This window comes from Klebsiella spallanzanii, assembly GCF_902158555.1.
In the GTDB taxonomy this organism is placed as follows: Bacteria; Pseudomonadota; Gammaproteobacteria; order Enterobacterales; family Enterobacteriaceae; genus Klebsiella; species Klebsiella spallanzanii.
This window is the reverse complement of sequence record NZ_CABGGS010000043.1, coordinates 225,324-240,926: the sequence shown is the minus strand read 5'-3', so window position 1 is coordinate 240,926 and position 15,603 is coordinate 225,324. Positions and strand designations below refer to the sequence as shown.

The following is a 15,603-nucleotide window of genomic DNA, read 5'->3' as shown; positions in this document are numbered from 1 at the left end:
TTAAGGCGCCGGATTCACCAGAATCTGGCCAATTGAACCGCGGTCGGCTAACTCCAGCGTCTGGCTTAAGTACTGGAACGGGAAGTGTGGCCAGGAAGGCTGATTGTAATAGACCAACAGCTCAACCTGCCCATCGATCCAAACGGTATCTTTCCAGCCACGATCTTCCGGGAACGGCGCAGAGCCGTTGACGTTACGCACCTGGAACATAACGCCTTCAATATGGAACGACTGCGGGCGGTCGGCACGTACCGTCCAGCGCTCCCAGGTCCCCTGCTGCGCGGTAATATCGATACGCTGCGGATCCCACAGCTGGCCGTTAATGCCCGGATCGTCGCCAAGAGTAATATCGCGGCTGCGAATCGCGGCTCCGGCGAGAATTTCCGTTGGCAGCAGACGCACCGGCAGGCTATCGGTCACCAGCGGTAGCAGACCCGTCGGGCGCAGCGTCAGAATGAGCGTTGAAATCAGGATGCTCGACGGCTCGAAGAAACCGCGGATACGATCGACGATGCTCGCCGCTTCTCCGCAGGTAATCGATACTTCATCACCGTTGGTCATGTCGACCAGAATTTCTCGCCGCTCGCCGGGGGCCAGCGACAGCTGCTTGAGCGAAACCGGCGCAGGAAGCAGTCCCTGGTCGCCGGAGATGACGTGCAGCAATCGACCATCGCTCATCTGAAGCTGATAGCGACGCGAGTTGGAAGCGTTCAGTAAGCGCAAACGCACCCAGCCGCGCGAAACTTCAACAAACGGCCCCTGTACGCCATTCACCAGCAGCGTATCGCCAACGAAGCCGCCGCTTCCAGGTTCGCTGTACTCAGGCGTGCCGAAGTTATCCAGACGCTTGTCCTGAATAATCACCGGGAAATCATCAACGCCGTAGTGATTAGGGATTGGCAGGTTCTTACTGACCTCATCCTCCACCAGCCACATGCCGGCGAGGCCGTTATAGACCTGTTTCGCCATATGGTTTGGCGTGTTGGCCTGATACCACAGCGTCGCCGCGCTTTGGCGGATCGGCAGTACCGGAGCCCAGTCGGCGTTGGCGGACATCATGCGCGCCGCACCGCCGATCAGCGGACCGGGAACCTGTAGACCACGGATGGTCATCGCGACATTTTCCGTCAAGCGGTTGCTATAAATCAGCTTCACATCGTCGCCATTCCAGACGCGAATCGTAGGCCCCATATAGCGTCCGTTAATCCCCCACACCGATGCACGAGTACCGGGCGTAAACGACCAGTGCGCTCGCTGCAGCGTCAAAAATAGCGGCTGGCCGCGGCGGGACTCCAGCAGAGGAGGGATCGGCAGCGCAGGCTGCTGACCAGCGGCCTGTGCCTTCAGCGGCGCGGCGCCTGCGCACAGCGCTACGCCTGAAGCCTTAATAAACTGACGCCGACTGAGTGACATATTAACTCCATGAGATACTGACTAATTAACAAGGGAATTCGTTTCCCGCCAGCAATACGCGCGCAGTTCGCGGCGTTTCCTGTGTTATTTCTTTCCCGCCGCTTCGCGCTCGGCAACTTCTTTATCCAGTTCAGCAATTTTGGCGGACATCAGCTCGCGACAGTGCGTCGCCAGCGCGCGAACGCCCTCTTTGCCATACTGACTGGTATCTATCGGCGGCAGCATTTCTACAATCACCAGACCGTTGTTCAGGCGATTAAGATTAATTTTATTCGATGTATTCGACACGCATACAGGAATAATGGGCACGCCCGCCGCGATAGCCGCATGAAAAGCGCCGGTTTTAAAAGGCAACAACCCGCGACCACGGCTGCGGGTCCCTTCCGGAAACATCCAAAAAGAGATTTTGCGCTTTTTAAACGCGTTCACCACCTCTGCAATAGTGCCGTGCGCTTTCGCTCGATTATTGCGATCAATCAACAGGTTCCCCGTCAGCCAGTAGAGCTGGCCGAAAAACGGGATCCACGCCAGGCTCTTTTTACCGACGGTCACAGTCGGCGGCTGAACGATATTCGATGCCGTCACCATATCATAGTTATTCTGGTGGTTAGCGATATAGATGGCGTTGCCATAGCTTTCCGCATCAGCGGGCTTGCGCAGCTCTACTTTCAGGCCAAAGACCGGTGACAGCTTGCCAAACAGGTGACCGAAAGTGGCGACGTGCTTAGGATTACGCGGACTGAACAAGCAGTAAATACAGCCGAAGATGCACACCAGAATACAATAGATGACAACGATAATTAGTCGAAAAATGAATAGCATAGCTACCTCTAAAACCCAAACCGCTTAGAATTATACCCGTCATACTTCAAGTTGCATGTGCGTTGCTTTTGTTAATCGCAATGCCTGAATAAACAACGATTTTGCGGTAAATATTAACTCCCCCGCATACCCACGCGGGAGAGGTTTATCTTACTCTTCGCTATCGCCCGTCGAGGCGCGACGCGGTGAATCAATCTCCACCCGGTCGATTTTCTGCAACCCGCGCATCAGGGAGCCGCGACGGCCGCGCTCGCCGGTGACTTTTTGTAGTTCTTCCGGACGCAGTTTGATTTTCCGCTTGCCGACATGAATAGTCAGCGTACTTTGCGGCGGCAGGACAAACAGATGCGCCAGACCATCCTGGCCCGAAGCCGCTTCCGCCGATGGAATATTGATAATCTTGTTGCCTTTACCTTTCGACAGCTGCGGCAGGTCACTCACCGGGAACATCAGCATGCGCCCGGCTGCGGTAATAGCCAGCAGCATATCGGACTCGTCCTCGATCACCAGAGGCGGCATCACGTGCGCATTATCTGGAAGGCTAATCAACGTCTTACCGGCGCGGTTGCGCGCGACGAGGTCGTTGAAGGTACAGATAAATCCGTAGCCTGCATCGGAAGCCAGCAGCAGCTTCTGCTCATCCGCTTCCATCAGCATATGTTCAACCGTTGCCCCCGGCGGCAGCGTCAGCTTACCGGTTAGCGGCTCGCCCTGCCCGCGTGCTGACGGCAGCGTGATCGGGTCAATCGCATAGCTACGCCCGGTGGTATCAATAAAGACCACCGGCTGGTTGCTCTTCCCTTTGACCGCGGCTTTAAAACTATCGCCCGCTTTATAGTTCAGCCCCGGCGCATCGATATCGTGACCTTTGGCGCTGCGCACCCAGCCGCTCTGCGACAGTACGATAGTAACCGGTTCGGACGGCAGCATATCGTGCTCGCTCATGGCTTTCGCTTCTTCACGTTCGCGCAGCGGCGAACGGCGATCGTCGCCAAAGGCATCGGCATCGGCCTGCAGCTCTTTCTTCAGCAGGTTATTCATTTTACGTTCAGAGGCCAGGATACCCTGAAGATGATCGCGCTCTTTTTCCAGTTCGTTCTGCTCACCGCGAATCTTCATCTCTTCCAGTTTGGCGAGATGGCGCAGTTTTAACTCCAGAATGGCTTCCGCCTGGGTTTCGCTGATGCCAAAACGCGACATCAGAGCGGGCTTCGGCTCATCTTCGTGGCGGATAATTTCGATAACTTCATCGATATTCAGGAACGCCACCAGCAAACCTTCAAGGATATGCAGGCGTTTGAGGACTTTTTCCAGACGATAGCTGAGACGGCGGCGCACGGTATCGCGGCGGAAAGTCAGCCATTCAGTAAGGATTTCGAGCAGGTTTTTTACCGCCGGACGGTTATCGAGACCAATCATGTTCAGGTTGATACGATAGCTCTTTTCCAGATCGGTCGTCGCGAACAGGTGGTTCATCACCTGCTCCATATCCACGCGGTTAGAACGTGGGACGATAACCAGACGGGTTGGGTTTTCGTGATCGGATTCGTCGCGCAGGTCATCAACCATCGGTAGCTTTTTATTGCGCATCTGGGCCGCGATCTGTTCCAGCACGCGGGCGCCGGAAACCTGATGCGGCAATGCGCTAATCACCACCGCGCCGTCCTCTTTCGTCCACACCGCGCGCATCCGTACCGAGCCGCGACCATTTTGATAGATTTTGCGGATCTCGGCACGAGGGGTAATGATCTCCGCTTCGGTCGGATAATCCGGGCCCTGCACAATATCCAGCAGGTCATCCAGCGAGGTTTGCGGCTTTTCAATCAGGGTGATCGCCGCCTGGGCGACCTCGCGCAGGTTGTGCGGCGGAATATCCGTCGCCATCCCGACGGCAATACCGGTGGTACCGTTCAGCAAAATATTGGGCAGGCGGGCAGGCAGCATCTTCGGCTCCTGCATGGTGCCGTCGAAGTTTGGTACCCAGTCAACGGTGCCCTGCCCCAGTTCACTCAGCAGCAGTTCAGCATACTTCGACAAACGGGATTCGGTATAACGCATTGCGGCGAAGGATTTTGGATCGTCCGGCGCCCCCCAGTTCCCTTGACCATCGACCAGCGGGTAGCGGTAGGAGAAAGGTTGGGCCATCAGCACCATGGCTTCATAGCATGCGCTATCGCCGTGCGGATGGTATTTACCCAGCACGTCGCCGACGGTGCGGGCGGACTTTTTAAACTTTGCGCTGGCGTTCAGCCCCAGTTCAGACATCGCATAGACGATGCGACGCTGGACCGGTTTCAGGCCATCGCCAATAAACGGTAACGCCCTGTCCATGATGACGTACATGGAATAGTTCAGGTAAGCGTTTTCCGTAAATTCATGCAGCGCAAGGCGCTCTGCCATATCGCTCATTAATCGTGGATCCTCAATCTGCATACCGGCCGTTCGGACGGCAAAACTACCGGCGATAATACCTTATCTAACGCCCTGAGTCACAGGGCGTTAGGCCAGTTGAGGAATTCAGCGATCATCCTTCAGTTCAGCGGCAGATAAACGTCCGTCTGCAGCTCATGCTCCCCCACCTCATGCACAAAATTGAGGTAGCGAAAGAAAACCGGAAAATCGCGTAGCGACTCACCCGAAGCAGGCAACCAATCGCGATAAAGAAACCAAATACTCTGCGCGAGCGTATCCAGCGAGCCGTGATGACGCACAACCGCGCAGCGTCCGCCGGGAATTTCTCCGTTCACCACGCCGAAGGCGTTTTCCGGTACCGCCTGGTTGACCGTACCGCAAATATCGAAACGAAAATCTTCAGCCGGCGTCGCGGCGGGGTCATCCCATGAAACACCCCAGGTCTCGCAGCTGGCGACCGGGGACAAGCCGCTCGCCTTACGCCAGGCGATAAACATCCCGGCAGTCTCATTGACTAAGTCAGGGCTGCCGCGGTGCCGCAGCATCGCGACCTGAGTGGTGGGTAGCTGGATTATGTTAACATCCATCGGGTATTGCTCCTGTAGCGTATGTTTCGGCACACGTCGATGCCATTCCAGCCAGTCCGGTTGTTGGCGAAACTGGCTGGGGCTTTGCGCGAACGCGCTGCGGAAAGCGCGGCTGAACGACTCCGGGTTTTGAAACCCCGCATCAAGGGCAATATCGATGATTTTTTCCTGTGGATTAAACGCCAGCCGCCAACAGGCGCGACGCAGGCGTAGCCACTGGATATAGCGATATAGCGGTACCCCGCTATATGCACTGAATTGCCGGTGAAAATGATAAGGCGAGCTGTGGGCTATCGCACTGAGCGTCTCCAGCGATAGCGGCTTGTCCAGATGGCGTTCAATATACAAGCACACTTGCTGAAAACGCCCGGCAGAGGCCGGGCTTACATGAGTATCGTTCATCGCATCCTCCCGGAAACATACTCTGACAGAGCGAGAAGTGCGGTTCCTGACCGATCTTGCTGAATGTATTCTGGAAATTATGGCGCGATTTTACGAATCTGCTTCACGTCGATTTCTACCGAGTTCCAGTCTTTGTCGACTTCGCCCTGAATTTCTACCGTATCCTGCGGAGTCACGGTCACGCCGTTCCAGCGCTTATGGTCGATATCCACGTTCACGGTGCCGGAGCTGTCCTGGAATTTATACAGGTCGTCGGAAATACGCTCGACGATTTTACCGCGCAGGGTGACCCAGGTATCGTCACGCAGAGTTTTCGCATTAGCAACCGTTGTTACGCTCCCGTTCGGGCCAATAAACCCGCCGTTTTGCGTTGTCGTCTGGCTGGTTTGCGTCGTGCCAGGTCCGGAAAATCCGCCCTGCTCAGCGGCCAGTACCGGCATGGAAACTAAAGCGATGATAGCGGTCATTGCGGCGATTTTCTTCATGATGTGTTCTCCCTTTGTGTTTATATCGTCACTATTACACCGGGCAAAACTTAACAACTTCTTAAGCGGTAAAAATAAATTTTATTCCTGTACAGGGCGCGCCGCAACGCGCTTTACTGCTGGAATAGCCGAGGGATACAGGAGCAGGAGAATGCGCATTTTACTGGTGGAAGACGATAAACTGATCGGTGACGGCATCAAAGCCGGGCTGACAAAAATGGGATTCAGCGTCGACTGGTTTACCCGCGGCGAGGAAGGAAAAGCCGCACTGTACAACGCCCCCTATGACGCCATTATTCTGGACCTGACCCTTCCCGGCATTGATGGGCTGGATATCCTGCGCGAATGGCGCGACAAAGGCCGCCATGAACCGGTACTGATCCTTACCGCCCGCGACGCGCTCAGCCAGCGGGTTGAAGGGCTTCGGCTCGGTGCCGATGACTATCTTTGCAAACCTTTCGCGCTCATTGAAGTTGCCGCACGTCTGGAAGCGCTGATGCGCCGCGCCCACGGGCAGAGCAGCAGCGAGCTGCGGCACGGCAATATTGTCCTCGATCCTGGCCGACTCACGACCACGCTGAATGGAGAGAATCTGCCGCTCAAACCCAAGGAGTTCGCCCTGTTGGAACTCCTCATGCGCAACGCCGGACGCGTGTTACCACGTAAGCTGATTGAAGAAAAACTCTATAACTGGGATGACGATGTCTCCAGCAACGCGATAGAAGTGCACGTCCACCATTTGCGCCGTAAGCTCGGCAGCGGTTTCATTCGCACCGTTCACGGTATCGGCTATACCCTGGGGGATGCATGAAACGGTTGGGCAGACTGAGCCTGCGCGTTCGACTGACGCTACTTTTCCTGCTGCTAACCAGCGCCGCCTGGGGCATTGCCAGTTTTGTCGCCTGGCAACAAACCACCGATAAGCTGGATAAGCTATTCGATACCCAGCAACTGCTGTTCGCCCGCCGACTTAGCGCGATGAATTTCGACGAGCTTCACACTCTCGCTCCGCAGGTGCGGGCCAAAAAGAAGGTCAAACACGGCCATCTCGACGATGACGCGCTGGCTTTCGCTATCTTTACCAGTGATGGCAACATGGTGCTCAACGATGGCGAAAATGGTCAGGATATTCTGTGGGACAGCAATCGGGAGGGGTTCAGCGACGGCTATCTGCGCGACGACGACGACGAGTGGCGCTTCCTGTGGCTCACTACCCGTGATGGCCGCCATCGCATCGCAGTCGGCCAGGAGTGGGATTACCGTCGTGAAATGGCCCTGGATATCGTCACCTCCCAGCTCACCCCCTGGCTGGTTGCGCTGCCGCTGATGTTTTTGCTGCTCATCGTGCTGTTAAGCCGCGAACTGGCACCGCTAAAAAAACTCGCCAACACGCTGCGCGCCCGCGCGCCGGACTCCGCCGAAACGCTAAATAACGAGAACGTACCCAATGAAGTCCGCCCGCTGGTTGACGCGCTCAATCAGCTGTTTATCCGAACGCATGACGCCATGACTCGTGAGCGTCGCTTCACGTCCGATGCCGCCCACGAGCTGCGCAGCCCGCTGGCGGCGCTGAAGGTGCAGACCGAAGTTGCCCAGTTATCAATGGATGATCCGCAAGGGCTGGATAAAGCGCTGGCGCAGCTCCACCAGGGTATCGATCGCGCGACCCGCCTGGTCGATCAGCTACTTACCCTATCGCGTCTGGATTCGCTGGCGCAGCTGGATGATGTCCAGACTATCTCTCTTGATGAACTACTCCAGTCAGCAGTGATGGATATGTACCACCCCGCTCAACAGGCCGGAGTCGAGCTACGCCTGCACCTTAACGCTGCCAACGTCATGCGAACCGGACAGCCGCTGCTATTAAGCCTGCTGGTGCGTAATCTTTTAGATAACGCCGTGCGCTATAGCACCGCCGGGAGCCAGGTTGATATTACCCTTGATGTACGTGAATTTCGCGTACGCGACAACGGCCCGGGCATTAGCACTGAAGCCCTGGCACGCATCGGCGAGCGCTTTTATCGCCCGCCGGGACAGGAACAACCCGGCAGCGGTCTTGGGCTATCCATCGTCAAACGCATCGCCACGCTGCACAGCATGACGGCCAGTTTCGGTAACGCCCGGGACGGCGGATTCGAAGCGCGTATTCGCTGGTAGTAGCAACATTATTGCTATAAATGCAAAAGACTTTGCACATTTTGCTCATTTTATCATTCTGCACGCAGAGGTAGAATGACTCACAAAATTGAAAAGTTGAGGATAAAAAATGAGCAACATCCTGATTATCAACGGCGCGAAAAAATTCGCCCACTCTAACGGCCAGCTAAACGACACCCTGACCGAGGTCGCGGAGGGTTACCTGCGCGACGCCGGGCATGATGTTAAAGTCGTCCGCGCTGAAAGCGAATATGACATCAAAGAAGAAGTGCAGAATTTTCTCTGGGCTGACGTGGTTATCTGGCAGATGCCTGGCTGGTGGATGGGCGCGCCGTGGACGGTGAAAAAGTACATTGATGACGTATTTACCGAAGGTCACGGCGCTCTGTATGCCAGCGATGGTCGTACCCGCTCCGATGCCAGTAAAAAATACGGCTCCGGCGGTCTGATTCAGGGCAAAAAATACATGTTGTCCCTGACCTGGAACGCGCCTATGGAAGCCTTTACGGATAAAGATCAGTTCTTCCACGGCGTTGGCGTTGACGGCGTTTATCTGCCGTTCCATAAGGCCAACCAGTTCCTTGGGATGAGCGCCCTGCCGACCTTCATCGCTAACGATGTGATCAAAATGCCTGATGTTCCACGCTATACGGCAGAATATCGCAAGCATCTGGCTGAAATTTTTGGTTAACTGTATTGAGTTATGAAAAGACGACAAGCGCGGCTACCATAGCGGCAGCTTGAAGTATGATGAGAATATACAGAAGGAGTTGAGTTAACCATGTTGACAGTGATTGCTGAAATTCGCACTCGTCCGGGACAACACCATCGTCAGGCGGTGCTGGATCAGTTCGCAAAAATTACCCCGACCGTTCTCCAGGAAGAAGGCTGCCACGGCTATGCGCCGCTGGTGGATCACGCCGCTGGCGTCAGTTTTCAGACCACCTCCCCGGACTCTATCGTGATGGTCGAGCAGTGGGAAAGCGTCGCGCATCTTGAAGCGCACCTGCAGACTCCGCATATGAAAGCCTACGGCGAAGCCGTTAAAGGCGACGTGCTGGAAATGAATATTCGTATTCTGGAATCAGGTATTTAAGCGACCAAAGTAAATCGGCCGGTTTCCCGGCCGATTTTCTGTTTTATCCGTCCAGCTCAGCCAGATCGCCCTTCTCCTGCAACCAATTACGCCGATCCTCAGAACGCTTCTTCGCTAACAGCATATCCATCACGGCGGTCGTTTGCTGCTCGTCCTCATCGGTAACAATTAGCTGCACCAGGCGGCGGGTATTCGGATCCAGCGTCGTCTCACGCAGCTGCATTGGGTTCATCTCACCCAGTCCTTTAAAGCGCTGCACGTTCGGTTTGCCTTTCTTACGCTTGAGCTGCTCCAGCACGCCGGTTTTCTCTTCTTCGGTGAGCGCGTAGTAAACTTCTTTGCCGAGGTCGATACGGTACAGGGGCGGCAACGCTACATACACGTGGCCATGTTTAACCAGAGTACGGAAGTGTCTGACGAACAGCGCGCACAGCAGCGTCGCGATATGCAAACCATCGGAGTCCGCATCCGCCAGAATACAGATTTTACCGTAGCGCAGCTGGCTTAAGTCATCGCTGTCCGGATCGATACCGATGGCGACCGAAATATCATGCACTTCCTGAGACGCCAGAACTTCATCAGAAGAGACTTCCCAGGTGTTCAGGATTTTACCTTTAAGCGGCATGATCGCCTGATATTCACGATCGCGTGCCTGTTTCGCCGATCCGCCTGCGGAGTCACCTTCCACGAGGAACAGTTCGGTTCGATTCAGATCCTGCGCAGTGCAGTCCGCCAGTTTACCGGGTAGCGCCGGGCCGCTGGTCAGCTTTTTGCGCACCACTTTTTTCGCCGCGCGCAGGCGGCGCTGGGCGCTGGAAATCGCCATCTCCGCCAGCAGCTCTGCCGACTGGACGTTCTGGTTTAGCCACAGGCTGAAGGCATCTTTGACTACCCCGGAAACAAACGCGGCGCACTGACGTGAGGAGAGTCGCTCTTTAGTTTGCCCGGCAAACTGCGGATCCTGCATCTTCACGGAAAGCACATAGGCGCAGCGCTCCCAGATATCCTCTGCTGACAGCTTCACGCCGCGCGGCAGAATATTACGGTACTCGCAGAATTCACGCATCGCGTCCAGCAAACCCTGGCGCAGACCGTTGACGTGGGTTCCGCCCTGCATCGTTGGGATCAGGTTGACGTAGCTTTCGGTCAGCAGTTCCCCCCCCTCCGGCAGCCACAACAACGCCCAGTCAACCGCTTCGGTATCGCCGGAGAAGTTACCAACAAACGGTTTTTCCGGCAGCAGCGGCAGACCATTCACCGCTTCGCACAGGTAGTCGTTAAGGCCATCGGCATAGCACCAGCGCTGCTCGCTATCGTTGACCAGGTCGCGGAAAACAATTTCTACACCTGGGCAAAGAACGGCTTTGGCTTTCAATAAATGAGACAGGCGCGAAACGGAAAAGCGCGGGCTATCGAAAAAGCTTTCATCCGGCCAAAAGTGCACGCTAGTGCCAGTATTGCGCTTACCGCAGGTGCCAGTCACGTGGAGATCTTCGACTTTATCGCCATTTTCAAAGGCGATGCTGTAGATCTGACCGTCGCGACGTACATTCACCTCAACGCGCCTGGAGAGAGCGTTGACCACTGAAATCCCTACGCCATGCAGACCACCGGAGAACTGATAGTTCTTATTGGAGAATTTTCCTCCCGCATGCAGTCGGCAGAGAATCAGCTCAACCGCAGGAACCCCCTCTTCAGGATGGATATCCACCGGCATTCCGCGCCCGTCGTCGATAACCTCCAGCGATTGGTCGGCATGGAGAATGACCTCCACGCGTTTCGCGTGACCGGCCAGGGCCTCATCCACGCTGTTATCAATAACTTCCTGACCAAGATGGTTGGGACGTGTAGTATCAGTGTACATTCCCGGACGGCGGCGAACCGGCTCTAGCCCGGTGAGTACCTCAATGGCATCAGCGTTATATGAAGATTGCGTCATGGTGTGTATTCGTAGGTCGTTCTGAACCGCTCAGCGCAGGCCCAGAAAATCGATAATCTGAGTGAAATGATCTTCAAAGCCAACAAATGCGTGATTACCGCCCTCCTCTACCGTTTGTCGGCAGGAGGCGAAATAATCAACGGCCTGGCGGTAATCAAGCACTTCATCACCCGTTTGCTGCAATAACCAGATTAAATCCGGCGCTTCCAGCGGGTCAATTTGCATGACTTTGAGATCGTAAATATGGCGAGACTCTAGCACATATTGCTGCCCCGTGTATGGATTCTCATTGGGGCCAAGAAAATTGTTCAATAGCTCGAACGGACGCACTGCAGGGTTCACTACCACCGCAGGCAGCATAAAACACTGCGACAGCCAGGTGGCGTAGTATCCCCCCAGCGATGACCCGACAACGCCCAACGGCTCTCCGCCATGCTCCAGCACAATCGCCTCCAGATGTTCCGCCGCTTGCGCGGGGTAAACCGGGAGTTCAGGTATCACCATAGAGATTTCAGGGTAAGTCTGCGCCAGCCACTCCTTCAGCGCTGTCGCTTTCGCTGACCGCGGTGAGCTGTTAAAACCATGCAGATAGAGAAGCGTAGACATCAGTATCCTTCTGAAGCGATATCCGGGTGAAATTTCACGCCCTCAAGGCGGCAAACTTCGGTGGTCAATGTGCCGTCTGGATGCAGTTCCAGCCAGCGCCAGCCAGGAGAGACGGTATCAAGCGTGAAGTTAGCGCAATGTGGCTTAAACTGCACGCAGGTAGATGGCGTAGCCATCATTCGCCGCCCGTTCCAGTCAAGATCCAGCTCCTGGTGAATATGACCGCATAGCAGGTGCTTAACGCGGGGAAAAGCAGCCAGCGCGCAATCAAGCGCCCCGGCATTGCGCAGGCTATGCTGATCCAGCCAGCTACAACCTGATGGCAGAGGATGATGGTGCAACAGCAGCAGCGTATATCGTTCAGGGACTTCCGCCAGCTTCTGCTCAAGCCACTCAAGCTGGAAATCGCTCAGCTCACCGTGCGGCACGCCGAACACCTGGCTATCCATCAGCAAGATTTGCCAATGGTCGCCCAGCAATACACGTTTGGCAGGGGAAATACCGGATTCCTGCAGCGTGCTGTACATCGCCGGTTGAAAATCATGATTGCCCGGTAGCCAGACGCAGGGTGCAGCAAAACTCGCGATGCCTTCAGCAAAATGCTGATAGGCCGCGGCGGAGTGATCTTGCGCCAGATCGCCTGTTGCTACAATCAGGTCGCATTCTCGCTGTGAGGCGTGGATGGCATCCAGTACGGCTTGATAGCTTTCCCAGGTATTGATGCCTAACAGCGTTTCGTGTTTTTCAGCAAACAGGTGAGTATCAGTAATTTGTAATATCCTGACTCTGGCCTCACCAGCCAAAGGTAGGTTTAACAGGCTTTCCAAATGGTGTCCTTAGGTTTCACGACGCTAACAAACCGGAATCGCCATCGCTCCATGTGCTAAACAGTATCGTAGCCAATCGGCCAGGAACTGATTAATTTGATGCTTTTCGTCGCGTTGATGCAACTTTTTATTAGGATAATCATACCGCGCTTTGAAGCGAAAGATCTGCTGACTTGAACACACTTCAGCGACCATTGCATCGTGATAGAGCCGAACCGTCATTGACGGCAGGCTCCAGTAGCTCACCGACGGTGCCGTCTGTTCAATCGCCACTAATGTAGTGTAGCGGGTCGATTCGACGATCGTTAATCGGTATTGCGCGTTACCAACCTGATAACTCACCTTCTCACCCACCGCATCCGTTCGCGGCAAAAGGCGGCGCAACTGGGCAAAGTTAGTTTCACACAGGCGCATCATTTCAGGGAAGTCAGGAGTATAACGCTTCATTTTGTCCACTCATTGCGTAAATTGTGATAATGCAGTTGCAGCCATTGCAGCGCGATGACAGAGGCTGCGTTGTCGATCTTCCCTTCTTCTACCCACTGATAAGCCTGCTCCCGGCTCACCACATGCACGCGAATATCCTCATTTTCATCGGCCAGGCCATGAATGCCTTTTGCCGTGGTCGCATCGACTTCACCCACCATGATAGACAGCCTCTCGCTGGTGCCTCCGGGGCTGGCCAGATAGCTCAGCACTGGTTTTACTCTGCCAACATCGAGCCCAGCTTCCTCAACAGCTTCACGGCGGGCAACATCTTCTGGAGACTCGCCTTCTTCTATCATGCCGGCGACCATTTCAAGTAACCACGGGCTCTCGCTGGTATCATAGGCGGCAATGCGGATCTGCTCGACGAGCACAACTTCGTCACGTACCGGGTCAAAGGGTAGCAAGACTGCGGCGTGACCGCGCTCAAAAATTTCGCGAGTGACTTCGCCGCTCATATCGCCGTTAAACAGACGATGGCGGAAACGATATAAATCGAGCGAAAAAAAACCGCGATAAAGCGTTTCGCGTGCAATAATTTCTACATCGTTTTTAGAGAAGGTAATCCCCTGCTGATTGACGTCGCTCATTTCGATATCCTGTAGAACATGAAGTTATGAATTTATAGGCGGTGTGGCTACCGTTTTATGGCTCGTATGTTAGATTGGTGCAAATTACCGCCCCATGGCACATAACGCCAACTTTTTACGGTAACAGACTCGATACAATCAGTGATTATTTTTAGAATTTGAGTAGCGCTAAATGCTTCACAACAAGGAATGCAAATGAAGAAACTCTTTCCCATCCTTATCGGCCTGGGCCTGACTGGCTTCAGCGCCATGAGCCAGGCAGAAAACCTGATGCAGGTTTATCAGCAGGCGCGCATCAGTAACCCTGATCTGCGTAAATCAGCAGCCGATCGTGATGCCGCATTCGAAAAGATCAACGAAGCGCGTAGCCCATTACTACCACAGCTCGGTCTGGGTGCTGATTATACCTATACCAGCGGCTTCCGTGATTCTAAAGACCAGAATTCCAACGTCACCAGCGGCTCACTGCAGTTAACGCAGGTTCTGTTCGATATGTCGAAATGGCGCTCGCTGACGCTGCAGGAAAAAACCGCCGGCATTCAGGACGTCACTTATCAAACGGACCAACAAACGCTGATTCTGAATACCGCAACCGCCTATTTTAAAGTTCTGGCCGCTATCGATACGCTCTCCTATACCGAAGCGCAGAAACAGGCTATTTATCGCCAGTTAGATCAGACCACTCAGCGTTTTAACGTGGGTCTGGTTGCGATTACTGACGTACAAAACGCCCGTTCACAGTACGATGCCGTACTGGCAAACGAAGTCACCGCGCGTAACGATCTCGACAACGCCGTAGAAGAACTGCGTCAGGTCACCGGCAACTACTACCCGGAGCTGGCCTCGCTTAATGTTGATGGTTTTAAAACCAACAAACCGTCTGCGGTCAATGCGCTGCTGAAAGAAGCGGAAAACCGTAACCTGTCGCTGCTGCAGGCTCGCCTGAGCCAGGATCTGGCACGCGAGCAGATTCGCCAGGCGCAGGACGGTCATCTGCCGACCCTGAATTTAAACGCGTCCAGTGGAGTATCGAATAACCGTTACAGCGGCTCTAAGAGCACAACACCAGACAACGATGCCGGGCAGAACAAAATCGGCTTGAGCTTCTCGCTGCCACTGTATCAGGGTGGAATGGTCAACTCGCAGGTTAAACAAGCGCAGTACAACTTCGTGGGTGCCAGCGAGCAGCTGGAAAGCGCTCACCGTAGCGTGGTGCAGACCGTTCGTTCCTCATTTAATAACGTAAACGCGTCAATCAGCAGCATTAACGCTTACAAACAGGCCGTAGTTTCCGCTCAGAGCTCATTGGATGCGATGGAAGCGGGTTATTCGGTTGGTACTCGTACCATTGTTGATGTGCTGGATGCGACGACTACGCTGTATAATGCTAAACAACAGCTCTCCAACGCGCGTTATAACTATCTGATTAACGAGCTGAATATTAAGTCTGCTCTCGGTACATTGAACGAGCAGGACTTGGTTGCGCTCAACAATACGTTGGGTAAACCTATTCCGACTTCGCCAGATAGCGTAGCGCCGGAAAACCCGCAGCAGGATGCCAGCGCTGACGGTTATAGCAATACCGCAGCGGCAAAACCCGCTTCAGCACGTACCAGTACCAGCGGCAGCAATCCGTTCCGCCAGTAATCGGCCTTGCATAACGCGCGCTTCGCTTATCCAACCGGGTAAGCGAAGCGTTAAACGTAAGGCAACGTAAAGATCTCCCGCTTTCCGCCCCTATTCGCTTCATTTTCCACCACTCATCCTCTATCCTGAGCGTT

General features: G+C 54.6%; 15 protein-coding genes. 5 read left to right on the top strand and 10 right to left on the bottom strand.

Going from position 1 to position 15,603, the window contains the following annotated elements:
* The 5 genes from ftsP to FN082_RS21755 all read right to left on the bottom strand — a co-directional run bounded on the left by ftsP (position 1) and on the right by FN082_RS21755 (position 6,121).
* On the bottom strand, positions 1-1,413 hold the full coding sequence (gene ftsP, locus FN082_RS21775) for a cell division protein FtsP (RefSeq protein WP_139540463.1): 1,413 nt from the start codon (positions 1,411-1,413) through the stop codon (positions 1-3).
* An 84-nt stretch (positions 1,414-1,497) separates the two neighbouring features.
* The gene (gene plsC, locus FN082_RS21770; RefSeq protein WP_142462110.1) at positions 1,498-2,235 is read right to left on the bottom strand and encodes a 1-acylglycerol-3-phosphate O-acyltransferase; all 738 of its coding nucleotides are present in this window, start codon (positions 2,233-2,235) and stop codon (positions 1,498-1,500) included.
* A 150-nt stretch (positions 2,236-2,385) separates the two neighbouring features.
* A complete protein-coding gene (parC, locus tag FN082_RS21765; protein ID WP_139540467.1) occupies positions 2,386-4,644 on the bottom strand; it encodes a DNA topoisomerase IV subunit A in 2,259 nt (752 codons plus the stop codon).
* Positions 4,645-4,766: 122 nt separating this feature from the next.
* Entirely contained in the window at positions 4,767-5,636 is an 870-nt protein-coding gene (locus tag FN082_RS21760) for an AraC family transcriptional regulator (RefSeq protein WP_142982350.1), read from the bottom strand.
* 77 nt (positions 5,637-5,713) lie between these two features.
* Positions 5,714-6,121 (bottom strand): YgiW/YdeI family stress tolerance OB fold protein, encoded by a 408-nt coding sequence (locus tag FN082_RS21755; RefSeq protein ID WP_139540474.1) that lies wholly within the window; start codon positions 6,119-6,121, stop codon positions 5,714-5,716.
* Positions 6,122-6,272: 151 nt separating this feature from the next.
* Here FN082_RS21755 and qseB point away from each other — a divergent pair, with 151 nt between their 5' ends.
* From qseB to FN082_RS21735, 4 genes are all read left to right on the top strand, one after another.
* Positions 6,273-6,932 carry a quorum sensing response regulator transcription factor QseB gene (gene qseB / locus FN082_RS21750; protein WP_142982349.1) on the top strand — a complete coding sequence of 220 codons (660 nt, stop codon included), beginning with the start codon at positions 6,273-6,275 and terminating at the stop codon, positions 6,930-6,932.
* Entirely contained in the window at positions 6,929-8,278 is a 1,350-nt protein-coding gene (qseC, locus tag FN082_RS21745; protein ID WP_142982348.1) for a quorum sensing histidine kinase QseC, read from the top strand. The genes qseB and qseC overlap by 4 nt, the downstream gene beginning before the upstream one ends.
* 109 nt (positions 8,279-8,387) lie before the next feature.
* Positions 8,388-8,969 (top strand): NAD(P)H-dependent oxidoreductase, encoded by a 582-nt coding sequence (locus FN082_RS21740; protein WP_139540483.1) that lies wholly within the window; start codon positions 8,388-8,390, stop codon positions 8,967-8,969.
* Positions 8,970-9,059: 90 nt separating this feature from the next.
* On the top strand, positions 9,060-9,374 hold the full coding sequence (locus FN082_RS21735; RefSeq protein ID WP_004105848.1) for a putative quinol monooxygenase: 315 nt from the start codon (positions 9,060-9,062) through the stop codon (positions 9,372-9,374).
* A gap of 43 nt (positions 9,375-9,417) precedes the next feature.
* Here FN082_RS21735 and parE read toward each other — a convergent pair whose 3' ends face one another.
* The 5 genes from parE to nudF are packed head-to-tail and all read right to left on the bottom strand — an operon-like array spanning position 9,418 to position 13,822.
* A complete protein-coding gene (parE, locus tag FN082_RS21730) occupies positions 9,418-11,313 on the bottom strand; it encodes a DNA topoisomerase IV subunit B (protein ID WP_139540486.1) in 1,896 nt (631 codons plus the stop codon).
* A 30-nt stretch (positions 11,314-11,343) separates the two neighbouring features.
* Complete coding sequence (yqiA, locus tag FN082_RS21725) at positions 11,344-11,919, bottom strand: esterase YqiA (protein ID WP_139540489.1); 576 nt, start codon at positions 11,917-11,919, stop codon at positions 11,344-11,346.
* Positions 11,919-12,746, bottom strand: coding sequence for a 3',5'-cyclic-AMP phosphodiesterase (cpdA, locus tag FN082_RS21720; protein WP_023321648.1), 828 nt, complete (start codon positions 12,744-12,746; stop codon positions 11,919-11,921). The genes yqiA and cpdA overlap by 1 nt, the downstream gene beginning before the upstream one ends.
* 24 nt (positions 12,747-12,770) lie before the next feature.
* Positions 12,771-13,193 carry a DUF1249 family protein gene (locus FN082_RS21715; RefSeq protein ID WP_139540492.1) on the bottom strand — a complete coding sequence of 141 codons (423 nt, stop codon included), beginning with the start codon at positions 13,191-13,193 and terminating at the stop codon, positions 12,771-12,773.
* Positions 13,190-13,822 (bottom strand): ADP-ribose diphosphatase, encoded by a 633-nt coding sequence (gene nudF, locus FN082_RS21710; RefSeq protein ID WP_139540494.1) that lies wholly within the window; start codon positions 13,820-13,822, stop codon positions 13,190-13,192. Before nudF ends, FN082_RS21715 begins: the two co-directional genes overlap by 4 nt.
* A 195-nt stretch (positions 13,823-14,017) precedes the next feature.
* On the opposite strand from nudF, the gene tolC reads away from it, so the two are divergent.
* Positions 14,018-15,469, top strand: coding sequence for an outer membrane channel protein TolC (tolC, locus tag FN082_RS21705; protein WP_142982347.1), 1,452 nt, complete (start codon positions 14,018-14,020; stop codon positions 15,467-15,469).
* The last annotated feature ends 134 nt before the right edge of the window (positions 15,470-15,603 follow it).

Bases quoted from the DNA above. Each gene is read 5' to 3' on its own strand.
- plsC (WP_142462110.1), bottom strand. From the start codon at position 2,235: ATGCTATTCATTTTTCGACTAATTATCGTTGTCATCTATTGTATTCTG.
- FN082_RS21755 (WP_139540474.1), bottom strand. From the start codon at position 6,121: ATGAAGAAAATCGCCGCAATGACCGCTATCATCGCTTTAGTTTCCATG.
- qseC (WP_142982348.1), top strand. From the start codon at position 6,929: ATGAAACGGTTGGGCAGACTGAGCCTGCGCGTTCGACTGACGCTACTT.
- FN082_RS21740 (WP_139540483.1), top strand. From the start codon at position 8,388: ATGAGCAACATCCTGATTATCAACGGCGCGAAAAAATTCGCCCACTCT.
- FN082_RS21715 (WP_139540492.1), bottom strand. From the start codon at position 13,193: ATGAAGCGTTATACTCCTGACTTCCCTGAAATGATGCGCCTGTGTGAA.
- nudF (WP_139540494.1), bottom strand. From the start codon at position 13,822: ATGAGCGACGTCAATCAGCAGGGGATTACCTTCTCTAAAAACGATGTA.
- FN082_RS21760 (WP_142982350.1), bottom strand. From the start codon at position 5,636: ATGAACGATACTCATGTAAGCCCGGCCTCTGCCGGGCGTTTTCAGCAA.
- ftsP (WP_139540463.1), bottom strand. From the start codon at position 1,413: ATGTCACTCAGTCGGCGTCAGTTTATTAAGGCTTCAGGCGTAGCGCTG.
- tolC (WP_142982347.1), top strand. From the start codon at position 14,018: ATGAAGAAACTCTTTCCCATCCTTATCGGCCTGGGCCTGACTGGCTTC.
- FN082_RS21735 (WP_004105848.1), top strand. From the start codon at position 9,060: ATGTTGACAGTGATTGCTGAAATTCGCACTCGTCCGGGACAACACCAT.
- yqiA (WP_139540489.1), bottom strand. From the start codon at position 11,919: ATGTCTACGCTTCTCTATCTGCATGGTTTTAACAGCTCACCGCGGTCA.
- parE (WP_139540486.1), bottom strand. From the start codon at position 11,313: ATGACGCAATCTTCATATAACGCTGATGCCATTGAGGTACTCACCGGG.
- qseB (WP_142982349.1), top strand. From the start codon at position 6,273: ATGCGCATTTTACTGGTGGAAGACGATAAACTGATCGGTGACGGCATC.
- parC (WP_139540467.1), bottom strand. From the start codon at position 4,644: ATGAGCGATATGGCAGAGCGCCTTGCGCTGCATGAATTTACGGAAAAC.